This window comes from Streptomyces sp. NPDC048484 (assembly GCF_040651415.1).
Classification (GTDB): Bacteria; Actinomycetota; Actinomycetes; order Streptomycetales; family Streptomycetaceae; genus Streptomyces.
In genome coordinates this window covers 205,088-219,409 of the sequence record NZ_JBEZJY010000011.1, presented here as the reverse complement: position 1 = coordinate 219,409, position 14,322 = coordinate 205,088, and the positions used below count along the sequence as shown (strand labels likewise).

2 protein-coding genes are annotated in these 14,322 nt (G+C 72.8%); both read right to left on the bottom strand.

Annotated elements, in window-relative coordinates; translation table 11 throughout:
* Positions 1 to 305: 305 nt before the first annotated feature.
* Complete coding sequence (locus tag AB0D14_RS14055) at positions 306 to 1,307, bottom strand: serine hydrolase (protein WP_362778182.1); 1,002 nt, start codon at positions 1,305 to 1,307, stop codon at positions 306 to 308.
* Positions 1,308 to 1,650: 343 nt separating this feature from the next.
* Positions 1,651 to 14,229 carry an amino acid adenylation domain-containing protein gene (locus AB0D14_RS14050; protein WP_362778180.1) on the bottom strand — a complete coding sequence of 4,193 codons (12,579 nt, stop codon included), beginning with the start codon at positions 14,227 to 14,229 and terminating at the stop codon, positions 1,651 to 1,653.
* Positions 14,230 to 14,322 lie beyond the last annotated feature (93 nt).

Below are 14,322 nucleotides of genomic sequence, written 5' to 3'. Positions count from 1 at the left end.
TTCCTGACCGCGGCTCAGGCGACAGCCGAGATCACGGCAGAATGCGGGAACCACGAAATGTGGCAGCTCGGAATCGACGCCGTCGCAAAGCACGGTTGAGCAGCCCGGCTGACAACAGTTGAACAGCCCGCCTGACAACAACAGCGCCAACAGAAGGCACCCGGCCAACCTCGCCCTTCGAAAAGTACCTCGCACGGCCCGCGGCACTGCGGCCCCCTCCCCGTCCGTGGTGGAAGGCCGGACGGGGAGGGGGCCGTGGTGCAGCCATGCGGTAGACGCTCAGCGCCGGGGTGGGTGGTGGCTGCTCAGTTGGCGAAGCCCCAGTCGAGCATCTTGGTGGCGTCTTCGAAGCGGCTCTTGTCGGTCCCGAGGATCGCGCCGACCAGGGTGCGGTTGTCCCGCTCGGCGGCGAAGACGACGGCGTAGCCGGCCTCCGGACCGCTGCCGGTCTTGATGCCCAGGGCGCCGTCGTAGCTGCTCAGCAGCTCGTTGGTGTTGTCCCAGGTGTAGTACCGGGTGTTGCCGTTGGCCGCCGGGGCCTCGGTCTTGAACTGCTTGTTCTTCACGACGTCGGCGAACACCGGCTGCAACATCGCGCGCTGGCCGAGCTTGGCCAGGTCGCGGGCGGTGCTGCGGTTGTCGCCGTTCGAGATGCCGTCGTAGGAGTCGAAGTGCGTGCCGGCCATGCCCAGCTGCTGCGCCTCGGCGTTCATCTGGTTCACGAAGTCGGCGATCCGCGCGTCCTCGGTGTCCCCGGAGCCGAAGTTGTCAGCCAGGGCCCGTGCGGCGTCCGCCCCGGACGGGATCAGCATGGCGTGCAGCAGCTGCTTGACCGTCAGCTTGTCGCCGGTCTGGAGGTCGGCTGTACTGGCACCGACCTCCTGGACGTAGTCCCGGTACTCCTGCTTCACCGCGATCTGCCGGTCCAGCCACTCGGGGTGCTTGAGCACCACCAAGGCGGTCATGATCTTGGTGGTACTGGCCATCGACACGCTCTCGTCAGCCTTGGCCCCGGCCCACATCTCCCGCTCCTGGCTGCCGTCGCGGGCGTCCAGCAGGAAGGCGTGGTCGGCTCTGATCTTGGGGGCGGACTGGTCCTTCGTGTCCAGCGCGCCCTGGTTCTGGTGGGCGGCAGTGGTGACCGCGCCGCTCTGCCGGCCGTTCTCATCGGCGGAGTACGCGGTGCTGGGGGTGGCTGCCTCGGCGAGGCCGCCAGCGGTGATCGGCAGGGCGGCCCCGAAAAGTGCGACCGTCGCTATCCGAGCCCCAGTTCGGTGTATCCGGTTGGGGCGGGCGTGGGAACCCATGGGCGTCTCTTCTCCCGGCGCAGGGACGCCGGCTCGTAGTAGAAACTCAGTGCATACCGAACTTACGTGGGCGTCGACAGTGGTTGTCAAGATCGCTTTGTCATAGCCAGGTAACAGGGTTGACCTGCGTGGAGATGTCGTGCAGACCACTGGTGGGGCCTATGGAGCGGCTCGCGCACCGTAGTCGGCCGACTCCACCGGGCGGCGCCCCGTCGGCGTCCGTCCACTCATCAGGTCTGCGCCTCACCACGGCGGCAGTTACACAGAATTGGCGTGCGGGACGGACCGTGCCGTGCCGATCTGTGTCGGCTCGGCACGGCACGATCCGTCCCGCACTGTCACCTCAGGGAGTTGTCGGTACACCGGTCAGAGGGCCAGGTCCGACGGTGTGGCCCAGCAGGTGCAGTGGGCCCGCTGTCACCCCGGCACGTTCCACGGCCTCCCAGTAGGCGAGGGCCGCTGCCCCGTCCACCAGGCCGTGCACCAGGGGCAGTTCGGGGTCCGCCGCGTTCAGCAGGGACTCCACCCGGCAGGACGCGAGGGTTCCGCCGATCCATGGCTGGGCCAGGTAACCGGCCGCGGCCACCGCCGGTAGCCCCTCAGAGATCTCCCGGTGGAGGTCGCCGAGATGCAGGAGCCCGCCGCCCAGTACGAGCACGTCCCGGCGTTCCCGCATCCGGGCCAACGCCCGGCCGGTGTCGAAACAGTGCGGGAAGGAATCGTCGACCACCACGGTCCCCGGCTTCAGCCGATCCACGTCCAGCAGTGCACCGGTGCTGCTCACCGCCGTCACCAGCAGACCGGCCCCGTACACCGCGTCGGGCAGCGCGTCATCGGGCAGTGCGTCGTCGGGTAGTGCGTCGGGCCGTGTGGGCCGGGACTCCACGACCTCCACCTCACCGGCCTGGCCGCGCTCACGCAGCCGTTGCGCCAACCGCCGCAGCCGGGGCCCGCTGCCGGGGACGTCGCACAGGAGCAGCCGCCGTGGCGGCCGGGCGGCCCGGGAGAGCAGCAGCTCCAGGGAGGAGACGCCGATCGAACCCAGTCCGACGAACGCGACATCGAGGTCCGCCAGATCCTGCCTCGTGGCGTCGAGCGCCGCATGCACCGTCCGGACCACCGAGACGACGGTCGCCGCGTGACCGGTCGTCAGCTCCACCGGTCCCTCCGCCGACCGCAGCACGTCGAAGCCGTAACCGGTCAGCGACGGGATCATCCCGGCCAGCGAGACACACCGGGCTCCGAGCGAGGAGGCGAGCGACACCGCGCGGGAGGCGTGTGCGACCAGCCCGGGATCACGGCCGAGTTCGTCGGCGAAGAGGGGCACACAGACGAAACCTGACCTGCCCAGGGGCGTCCGGACCGTCTCCAGCAGGCGCGGCGCACCGTCGGGGAACAGCATCGCGCGCAGGTCGTTGCGCGGCAGAGCGTCCTCGGGCAGCCCCGCAAGCCGTGCCAGGTGGCCGGGGGCCGGCAGGTAGCCGACCAGCGCGGCGTCCATCGTTCCCCGGGAACCTGACGGGCGTCCCGAGGGGCGTCCTGAGGGGCATGCGGACGGCCCTTCTGGCGGGCGGATCGCGTCGCGCGGGTCCACGGCCCGGGCGAGGCGTTCTCGGATCGCGCCCGCGAAGTCCTCCAGCGCGGACGAGGAGAAGGCCGCGGCGGATCCTCGCACCGTCACCCGCAGACCGGCCCCCTCCGGCCGTGCCGCCAGGAACACGTCCGTCGCCGACGACGGCGGCGCGAACGCACTGTCCCCGTCGTCCCACGACACCGTCAGCGTCTGCCCGTACGGAGAGGCGAGCACGGAGAAGTCGAGGAACGTGAAGAAGAACTGCGACGTCAGCGGAAGCCCGTCACGGTTGCGCGGCACGATGTCCTCGTGCCTGCGCGCCTCCTCGGCCTCGGTGACGATCCGGCGCAGGGCGTCACCGAACTCCTCCTCGGCGGGCCCGTCGTCCCGCGCCGTCGCGGGCCGTACGGGTACGGCGGTGGCGAACGGTCCGAAGATGCGGTGCACGTCGGGCAGCGGGCGGTCTCGGCCGCTCACCGCCAGGCCGAGGATCAGATCTCCCCGCCCGGTCACCTGCGCCAACTGCAGGTGGTATGCGGTCAGCAGCGGTGCGTACAGCGTGGCCCCCGCCTCCGCCGCGAGTGCCCGCAGCGCCGCCGTCCGGCCGGCATCGAGCAGGAACCCCGCCGAACGGAACGGGTCGGCGTCGCCCCCCGAGCCACCGTCCCCGCCCCCGTCCCTGTCCCTGTCTCGGTCCCCACTTCTGTCCCCCTCCCCGTGCCCTTCGGCGGTGCGCAGCACTGGAGGCCGGTAGGGGGCTTCGATCCTGGCCCGGCGCTCCGAGGCGCCCGGCACGGTGCCGGGTTCCTCCTCGGCGGGCGCCAGGGCGTGGTCGCGGAACGTGGCGCGTGACGCGGGCAGTTCGGCGGTGTGGCCCGCGGCCAGCCGGTCGTAGACCGCCGTCAGCTCCTGTACGAGCAATGCGGTGCTGTATCCGTCGCCGATGAGGTGGTGTGCGTGTACGAGAAGGACGTGTTCGCCCTCTCCGAGGGTGAGAACCCGGAGCCGCAGCAGCGGCCAGGCCCACGGTTCGAAGCGCCGCTCCGCCTCGGCCGCCGCACGTTCGTCCACCTCGGCACGGTCGGTCAGCGTCTCGAAGACGACCGGCAGACGCAGCGAGGGCGGGAGCTCCTGCTGGACGGGCGGCCGGGCACCGGCGGGGAAGACGGTACGCAGCATGCCGTGGCGTTCCACCAGCAGATCCACCGACGCCTGGAACACCTCCGGGTCCAGCGGTCCGGAGAGCCGCAGCCGCGCCGGCCAGGAGCCGCCTCCCCCCGGCGAGAGGGCCTCCGCGAGGAGGAAACCGCGCTGAGCCGGGGTGACGGGGAAGGGAGCCGCATGGTCCGTGTCCGCAACCGCCGCGGGTACGCCGCGTTGCTCGGTGGCGCGTTGCCCAGTGGCGGGTTTCTCAGTGGCGGTCGCGTCCACTGCAGCCGCGAGTTGGGCGAGGGTGCGGTTGTCGTAGATCACGGTCGGTCGAGGCAGCGCCGCCCTGCCCTCGCCGAGCCGGGCGAACACGTGGAGGACGAGCAATGAGTCACCGCCCAGGTCGAAGAAGTCGTCCTCCCGGCAGACGGTGTCGACGTCGACGTCCAGCAACTCACCCCAGATGGAGGCCAGGTGCCGCTCGGTCGGGGTGGCGGGGAGCGTGTCCCCGCCAGGGATCGCGGCCGGGCCGACCTCGGGTGGGGGATCGCCCCTCTCCGTTCGCGCGGGGCGTGCGGCCAAGCCGGCGAGCGCGCGGCGGTCGATCTTGCCGGTGCCGGTGAGAGGCAGTTCGTCCAGCACGGTGATCCGCGCCGGAATCATGTAAGGCGGCAGGAGACCGGCCAAGTGGCGGCGCACCGCTCGCGGTTCGGGCCGCTCGGCGCCGGGCCGGGCGGTGACGAACGCCAGCAGCCGTCCCTCATGTGCGATGACCGAGGCCTGCGCGATACCGGGATGTATCTGGAGCGCTGCCTCGGCCTCTCCTGTCTCCACCCGGTTGCCGCGGATCTTCACCTGGTCGTCGAACCGTCCGAGGAACTCCAGGACGCCGTCCGCCCGGCGCCGGACCCGGTCGCCGCTGCGGTACCAGCGGTGCCCGTCCCGCACGGTGAACGCCTGGGCGGTCAGCTCCGGTTCACCCAGGTAACCGGGCGTCAGGCCGACTCCCGCGATCAGCAGTTCACCGGGCTCGTCCACAGGGCAAGGGGCGCCGTCGGCGCCGACCACCGCCAGGTCGGTACCGGTCACCGGCCGTCCGATCGGCAGAGTCCGTACGTCGTCGGCCGGACGCGTGGCGATGACGTGGCAGGTGGCGTTGATGGTCGTCTCGGTGGGGCCGTACAGGTTGGCGATGCGCTGGCCGTCGCCGAACAGGTCGAACCAGCGGCGCACGTGCGTGGCGGGCAGGGCCTCACCGCCCACGTGCACCCATCGCAGCGCCGACAGATCCGGCCGTCGCGCTCCCCGTCGCACCCGCTCCTCGGCGGCCGACAGCAACTGCTCCCACAGTGTCGGGACGGAGCTCCACACTGTGATCCGGGTCCGTTCCGCGTACGCCAGCAGCAGTTCGGGATCCCGCAGCAGCTCCCGCGGTACGGTCACCACGGTGCCGCCGACCAGGAGTGGCGCGAGCAGTTGACGTACCGAGGCGTCGAAGCACGGCGACGCGGTCTGCGCCAGACGGTCCCCGGCGCCGTAACCGAAGGCGCCGATGGCCCAGTCGAGGTAGTTCTCCATCGCCCGGTGCGTGATCGGGACCGCCTTGGGGCGGCCGGTGGAGCCCGAGGTGAAGATGACGTACGCGATCGACTCGGCGGTCGACTCGGCGTCGGGCGCGGTGTCGATCGCGGCTACGAGTACGGCCCCCGATACGAGTGCTGGTGCTGGTGCCGGTGCCGGAGCAGGTGTGGCCGCTTGGCCGTTCGTCCGCGTGTCCGGCGGGCTGTCGTCGCTGCGTACCGCACGCACTCCGTCGAGCAGCCCTGCGGTGTCGAGGGTCGGTGCGTGGCACACCACGGTGGAGACATCCGCGCGCTTCAGCTGGTCCGCCAGCCGGGCGGAGGGGTACGTCGCGTCCAGCGGAACCCAGCCCGCCCCGGCACGCAGAATGCCGACCACGCCGATCACGGTGTCCGGACCGGGCTCGGTGAGCAGCCCGACCAGCCCGCCCGCACGTACACCGCCGGCGCGCAACCGTGTGGCCAGCAGATGAGAGGCGCGGTCGAGTGCCGCGTAGGTGAGAGTCGTCTCGCCGGCCTCCACGGCGGGCGCGTCGGGCGTGGCACGGAACTGCCGGAGCAGCCGCTCGATCACCCCGTGCGGTGCTTCCGTCCCGCGAGGCGGACGCACCGGTGCCGAGAGGGCGGAGAGGGGCCGCACGGGCTGTTCCGGGAGCGCGCACAGAGCGGCCAGTTCGTCGCGGTACTCCCTGTCCAGCCGTGCCACCGTCCGCGGTTCGAACAGCGGCAACGGGAAGTTCCATGACATGCGCAGCATGGATCCGTCCGCCCAGCACAGCAGGCTCAGCCGGGTCGCGGCCGATCCGGTGCCGGCCGCGTCGGCCCGTACCTCGACCGGGCAGTCGGCCGCCAGGCGTGCCGGGAAGCGGGCGAAACTGAAGCCCGCGGGGCTCGCCGTGCGGGGACCGCCGGCGGGCAGGAGACCGGCCAGGTCCAGGCTGCTCAGCCCGGAGTGTCGTTCGCTCTCCAGCCAGCTGCGCCGCAGCCGTTGCGCCAGTGCCACGACCGGCTCGTCGTGAGCCGTCTCGCACAGCAGGGGCAGGGTGTCGGCGAGTGGACCGACGAGCCGGTCCATACCGGCGAAGCGCTCCTCGCGCCGGGCACGAGCCACGTTGACCGCGATGTCCGGCCGCCCCGTCCACCGCGTCAGGCAGCGCACGTACGCGGCGAGCAGCAGGTGGAACAGGGACACGTCGTGCGCGGCGGCCAGCCGCTCCAGGCCGGCGGTGAGGGTCGCGTCGAGCGAGCCGTAGTGCTGCACGAGAGGGCCCGACGGGGGAGCGTCGGGATCGCCGTCGTAGGGCAGCCGCAGCGGTTCGCGTCGCCCGGCCGGTCCCTCGGCCAGTCGTTCCGCCCAGTAGCGACGGTCGGCGTCCGACGCGGTGGTGCCGGAAGAGCGGGCGCTCGTGGCGTACGCCGCGAAGCTCGGCGCGTCCGGCGCGGTGGCCGGGGGCTGCCCACGCCACAGCACGGTGTACGAGGACCACAGTTCCTCGGCCAGGACGTTCAGGCTGTACCCGTCCGCCGCCGCGTGGTGGACCACGAGCAACAGGTGGGCGACGGCCGGTCCCTGACGGAGCAGCACGGCCCGCACGGGCGGTTCCGCGGCCAGGTCGAAAGGCTGGTTGCACAGCGCCGTCTCAAGGTCGGCCACCTGCTCGGCGCCGCACTCGCGGACCTCGTACCAGGTCGACAGAGGCGCAGCCGGTGCCAGGCGCTGCACCGGGCCGCCCTTGCCCGAGTCGTCGATCCGCACGCGCAACATGCCGTGCCGTTCGGCCAGGCCGGCCAGCGCCCGGCCGAGTACATGGGTGTCCAGGGGACCGCGGACCGTCATCCGTAGATGACCGCGGGCCGGGACGTCGGGATGCAGCCGACTGCTGGTGTGCAGGGCCAGCTGTACGGGCGTCAGGGCGAAGGACGTGCGATCAGTTGTGGGTGAGGGGGAGTGCGCCGCTTCCCCCTCCGCCGAAGCCGAAGCCGAAGCCGAAGCCGGGGTCGGAGCGGGGGCGGGGGCCGAGGGCGGTGCCGGGGAGGACTCCGTGTCCGTGTCCAGGTGGGTGGTCAGTTCGCGCACGGTCCGGTACTCGAAGAAGAGAGTGGCGGGGAGGGAGCGCCCGGTCTTGCGTTCGAGTCGCTTGACGAGGTCGACCGCGCCCAGTGAGTCCAGCCCCAACGAGAGGAACGGGGCGTCGTCGTCGACGGTCGACGCCGGGACACCAAGCGACTGCGCCAGCAGTTCCCGCAGTACCGCGGCGGTGCCGGACGCGGATGTGTGCTCCGCCGCTGACCGTGACGCGGACTGCGGCGTGAGCCGTGGTGCGGGCAACGGCCCGTGCGGCAAGGGCGGTCGGGGGGACGCACGGTCCGGCCGGAGCGTCGTGCGGTCGGCGAGGACCAGTTGTGCGAGGTTGGTGCCGCACGCGGACCGCAGCGCCGCCAGTGCCGGTGCGGTGGCCAGCGGCCGGGTTCCGTCACGGGTGACGTGGTTGTCATGGTTGACGTGGCTGGCGTGATTGATGTGGGTGACGGGGGCGAGGGCATCGGGGGTGAACGCCGCGGCCGATCCCGTCTCGGCGAACGGCCCGAAGTTCACCGACAGCCATGGCCGCCCCGCCTGCCGCTCGGCGCCGGCGAACGAGTCCAGGAAGGCGTTCGCGGCCGCGTAGGCACCAAGCCCCCCGGCCAGTCCGGGCAGCACGGAGGAGACGGAGGAGAACGCCACGCACACCCCGGGACTCCGGCCCTGCCGGCTGAGCGCCTCCGACAGCAGCATGGTGCCGAGCGTCTTCGCACCCAGCACCTCCATCGTCTCCTCCACCTTCGTCCCGCGCAGGCTCCCGAGGCGCACCACTCCGGCCGCGTGGAAGACGGCGTCCGGCGTGGGCAGTGCGGCGACCAGCGCCTCGACGTCGTCGCGTGCGGTGAGGTCGGCCTGGTGGTACCGGGCGTCGGCGCCCAGGTCGGCGAGTTCTTCCAGCAGGCCCGCGGGCGGCCGCGGGGAACGCCCCGTGAGCCGGAGCACCGGCCGGCCACGGCCGGCGAGTTCGCGTGCCAGGGCGGAACCGAGGCCCCCGCCGCCGCCCGTGATCAGGAAGGTGCCGTCGGCGGGCAACCGGGGCGGGACCGCGGGCTGTTGGTCCGCAACCGCGGGCTGCCGGCCCGGGACGCCGGGCAGCTCGGCGGTCTCCGGCGCGACGGTCCGCACCAGCCGCTGTCCGCCCCGCCAGGCGACGGCTCCGGCCGCCTGCGGTGCCGTCGCCTCGGCGAGGACGGCCCGAAGCCGCTGCCCGGCGTCGTCGAGGGAACAGAGGTCGACCCAGTTGGCCACCGCTCCCGCGGACTCCGACGGCACGGCCATTGCCAGACCGCCCAGCACCGCCTGTGCCGGGTCCGGCCGTTCGCGGCCGTGCCCCGTGGCGTGCGCGTCCTCGGTCACGACCAGCAGACGCCCGGCTCCGGACAGGTCGAACAGCGTGAGGGCCTCGTGGAACGCCGTGACCAGCTCACACTGGATGCGTTCGATGTCCGTGGCCGTTCCGCGGGCGGCGGGCCCGGCCAGGAGGAGCACCGTCTGCGGACGGGCGCCCGGGGACTCCGTCGTTCGTACGCCCTGGCCCGCGAGGCGTTGCGTCAGTTCGTAGACGGCCGTCGAGTCCGGGCCGGTCACCAGTACCGGCCCACAGCTGTCGGGCGAGCTGTCGGACGGCAGGGGCGTCGCCTGCCAGGTGACGCGGTGCAGCAGTTCGTGCCCCAGTCCGTGCCCCAGCCCGTACCCCGGTCCGTGCTCCGTGGCCCCTGGCCAGAAGCGGCGCCGCTGGTAGGGGTAGGGCGGCAGTGACACCCGGCGCCGGCCCGCGTCGAGTCCCGTACGGTGCAGTTCCGTAGGGTGCAGTTCTGTACGGTCCAGTCCCACACCGCGTGCCCACAGGGCTGCCACCGTCTCCAGCAACTGGCGTGCCCCGCCCGCGACACCGTTCCGGGGAGTTCCGGGATGCTCAGGCCCAACGGGCGCGGAGATCACGAGGACCTCCCGGGCATCATCCCCGGAATCCGAGGCAGCCCCGGCATCGGCATCCCCGCCCGCACCGGCCGTCCGGTGACGGGCGGCGGCTGCCCGTACGAGACCGGTGAGGCTCTCCTGCGGGCCGAGTTCCACGAACGTGTCGTAGCCCTCGTCGAGCAGCCGGGCCACAGCCCGCCCGAACAGCACAGGCCGCAGGGCGTGCTCGCGCAGGTGGTCCGGGTCCATGCGCGGCTGCCACCGCGCGGTGAGTGTGCTCATCACCGGAAGGCCGGGAGCCGTGACCTCAAGCGTGCGTGCCGCATCGGTCAGGGGCTGGGCGATCGGCTCCATCAAGGGCGAGTGGAAGGCGCGCGTCACCTCCAGGGCGCGTACCGCCGCGCCACGCGCGGAAAGCCTCTCCGTCGCCCGCCCCACCGCGTCAGGGGTGCCGGAGAGCACCAGCCTGCCGGGACCGTTGTACGCGGCGATCGCGAGTTCGCCGGGAGCAGCCGCGACCAGGGCGGCCACGTCCTCCTCGTCGGCTCCCCGCACCGCCACCATCGCGCCCGGCGGGGTCGACGTTCCCATGAGGCGTCCGCGTTCCGCCGCGAACGCCAGCGTGTCGGCGAGGGACAGCGTCCCGCCGGCGCAGGCGGCGGTGAGTTCGCCGACGCTGTGTCCGAGGAGCGCGTCCGGCCGGACGCCCCAGGCCAGCAACTGCCGGGCGAGCGCCACCCCGTGGGCCACCAGCAGCGGCTGTGCCACCTCCGTCGCGGCCTGCGCCCGCGCGTCCACGCCGGGATCGACGCACCAGGCCGTCAACGTGCGTCCGTGCACCGCGCCGACGTGGGCCGACGCCTCGTCGAGCGTGTCGCGGTACACCGGCGCCGTCGCGTACAGCGCATGGCCCTGGCCCGGTCGGAGCGCACCCTGGCCCGGGAACACGAAGACGGTGCGCGGCCGGCCCGTCACCGTCCCGGCGACCACACCCGGCAGGGGGCCGCCGCTGTGAGTGGTGGCCGCGGCCAGGCGTTCGCGCAGGTCACCGTCGGCCACGACGGCGAGGCGATGAGTGCCCTCGTCCCGGGCCGTCGCCGCCGCCAGACACACATCACCCTCGTCCAGATCCGGGTGGTCGCGCAGCCGGCCGAGGAGCCGGGACGTCCAGGCGTCCAGACCGGACGCGCTGCGCGCCGACAGAGTCAGCAGGTGCGGTCCGCCGCCGCCGTCACGCGGGCCGTGGGCCGGGAGAGGCGGTGGTGCCTCCTCCAGTACCGCGTGCGCGTTCGTGCCGCCGAAGCCGAAGGCGTTGACACCGGCCCTGCGGGGGCCGGACGACGGCCAGGCCCCCGCCTCGGTGACCAGAGCGAAACCGGACCGCTCGACCGCGGGCGACGGCGGCGTGTGGTGCAGGGAGGCGGGCAGCCGGCCGTGCCCGAGCGACAGCACCACTTTCACCAGTGAGGGCAGGGCGGCCGCGTTCAGCAGGTGCCCGACGTTCGTCTTCACCGAGCCGAGCAGCCGCGGCCGACCGTCCTCGCGGACAGGGAAGGCGTGGGCCAGGGACCGCAGTTCGATGGGGTCACCGACGGCCGTGCCCGTTCCGTGGGCCTCGACATACGTCACGGATGCCGGGTCGACGCCGCAGGCCTCGTACGTGCGAGTGATCACTTCGCGCTGGCGCAGCGGGTTGGGTGCCATCAGGCTCAGTGACGTGCCGTCGTTGTTGACGGCGGTGCCCCGCACGACGGCGAGCACCTCGTCGCCGTCCCCGCGGGTGTCTTCCAGCCGTCGCAGGACCAGGGCGGCCCCGCCCTCGCCGGGTACGAACCCGTCGGCCGCCGTGCTGAAGGCGCGACTGCGTCCGGTGGGTGACAGGGCCTGCGCGGCTTCCAGGGCCCGATACCCGTCCGGCGTGAGATGCAGGTTGACCCCGCCGACGACGGCGATGTCGCACTCGCCGTCCGCGAGGCTGCGCCGGGCCAGATGCAGCGCGACCAGACCCGATGAGCACGCGGTGTCCACGGCGAGCGTCGGGCCGTCCAGGTCCAGGCAGTGTGAGACGCGGGCGGCGATCAGGTTGGGGAGGTTGCCCGTCAGCGTCGTCGCGGACGGCGGCAGGGCGGGGGAGACGTCGGCGAGGATCTGGCGGTAGCCGCTGTCCCCGACGGCGGCGAAGACACCGATCCGCAGGCCGCGTCGGCGGGGTCCGGCGTAACCGGCGCGTTCCAGGGCCTCGTGGGCGAGTTCCAGGAAGATCCGGGCCTGCGGGTCCAACGCGCGGGCCTCCTCGTCACCGATGCCGAAGTGTTCGGCGTCGAAGGCGGCCGTGTCGTCCAGGAAGGCGCCCCAACGGCTGCTGAGGGCGTCCGGCAGCGGCCGTCCGTCTGCCGTCGCTTCGGGCGGCGCGGTGCCCCAACGGTCCGGTGGCACCTCGGTGACGACGTCACGGCCGGCCGCCAGCAGCTCCCAGAACTCCTCCGGCGTGCTCGCACCGGGGAACCGGCAGGCCATCGCGACGACCGCCGTCGCGGGCGACGTGCCGCCTGCCGCGGGTGACCTCCCCAGTCCCAGCCTCTGCCTCTGCTCCTGCTCCTGCCCTTGCCCCTGAGAGTCCGAGGCGGGCGACGGCGGTGCCGTGGTCTCGTCCGCAGTGGCCAGCAGGTGGTCGGTGAGTGCGGCGACGGTGTCGTTGCGCATCACGGCGGGCCCCAGCGTGATCTCCAGGGCCTCCTCCAACTCGGCGAGCGTCTCCATGGCCTTGAGCGAGGTGCCGCCCAGGTCGGAGAAACGGTCCCGGTCACCGAAGGCAGCCTCGGGCAGCCCCAGCACACGGGCCCAGGCGGCACGCACCACCTGTCGCACTTCACCGCGCGAGCGGGGCGTCGCGGGCCGCCGTCTTGCCGGCTCGTTCGCCGTTCGAGGTGACTCGGGGCCGCTCAGCGGAAGGCCCGGTCCGGGAGCGGCGCCGGGCATGCCGGACGACGCGGCGGGCCGGTACGCGCCTTCCTCGAAGCGCGTCCGCATCCGCTGCCGCCGCACCTTGCCGCTCGTGGTCCGGGGGAAGGCCGACGGCGGCAGCGCGAGCACGCGTACGTCGTCGTGCCCCAGTGCGGTGCGGACCCGCCGCGCGACCTCGTCGAGTACCTCGGCCGCGCCACGTGGCGGCCGGCCCCAGGGCACGAAGACCACCACCCGCTCGCCGCCGGTCACCGGGTCCGTCGAGCCGATCACCACCGGGCTTCCCGGCGGCAGCCCGGGGCTCGCGCTCGCGACCTCCTCCATGTCCGGGGCGTGGAAGGTGCGGCCGTTGAGGAACAGGACATCCTTGTGGCGGCCGCTGACGCACAGCCGGCCGTCCCGCAGGAACCCCAGATCGCCGGTCCGCAGCCAGTCCCCGGCGAAGGACAGCGCCGTCGTCTCGGGCAGCCGGTGGTAGCCGCGTGCGACCTGCGGACCACTCACCTCGATGTGTCCCACCCGCCGGTCGCCCAGTGGCCGTCGGGCGTCGTCGGTGATCCGTACCGAACAGCCAGGCACCGGCAGGCCGACGTCCATCACTTCCACGGCGTCACGGCCCGCCCGGCGTTCCACGACCAGGCCACGGCTGAGTGCCGCCCGCTCCAGAGCGACGGGAACCGCCACCTCGCCCAGGGGCGGGAACGTGACGGCCAACGTCGCCTCGGCCAGCCCGTACACGGGTGTCGCCGCCCGGGGGTCCAGTCGGGCGGGACGCATCTTGGCGGCGAAGTCCCGCCACACCGTCGCGGAGATCGGTTCGGCCCCCACCAGGATCAGCCGCACCGCGCTCAGGTCGAGTCCGGCGATCACCTCGTCGGGGACGCGTCGAACAGCCAGCGCGAGTGCGAAGTTGGCGGCCGACAGGACCGTGCCCCGGTGCCGGGCGGTCACGTCCAGCCACAGGCTCGGGTTCTTCGCGAACGACAGCGGGCCGATCTTCACCTGCTTCGTCCGGGCGGCCAGCGGTGCCAGATGGGTGCCGATGAGGCCCATGTCGTGGAAGTAGGGCATCCAGCTGACCAGGACGTCCTGCTCGGAGAGGGCCGAGACGGCGACTATCTGCCGCAGGTTGGCCAGCACGGCGGCATGGGTCAGCTCCACGCCCTTGGGCGCGCCGGTGCTGCCGGACGAGAACTGAAGGAACGCCAGGTCGCCGGGGGCCGGCACCACGCGTGGGGCCGGGGCGGGGCACTCCCGCAACGTCTCCAGCCGCAACACCTCGACGGGACCCGGCAGTGCGTCGGCCACCTCCGCGCAGGCCGCGTCCACCACGACGGGCGGACGGCCGAGGTGTTCCCACACCGGGCCGACCCGCCGCGCGTCCGGCGCGAGCGGCACCGGGACCAGGCCGGCCGCCAGCGCACCCCAGAACATCGGCTGGAAATCCCCGCTGTGCTCCGCGAGCAGCGGCACACAGGTACCCGGGGCGACTCCGGCATCGCGGAAGCCGCCCGCGACACGCAGTGACTCTTCGAGGAGCTGCCGGAAGGTGACGGCGACTTCACTACCGTCCCCGCGGACGTGGACGACGACTTGCCCGGGGGCCTGGCGGGCCGCGTCCAGTAGTACGTCCAGGAGCGTTTCAGGAGTCATGAGTCCGTTCGTTCGTGCGTGGGCGAATCGTTGGTGCGTGAGCGAAGCGTCTGTACGGGGAGAAGTGGAGGCGGCGCGCTGCGCGGGCTCCAA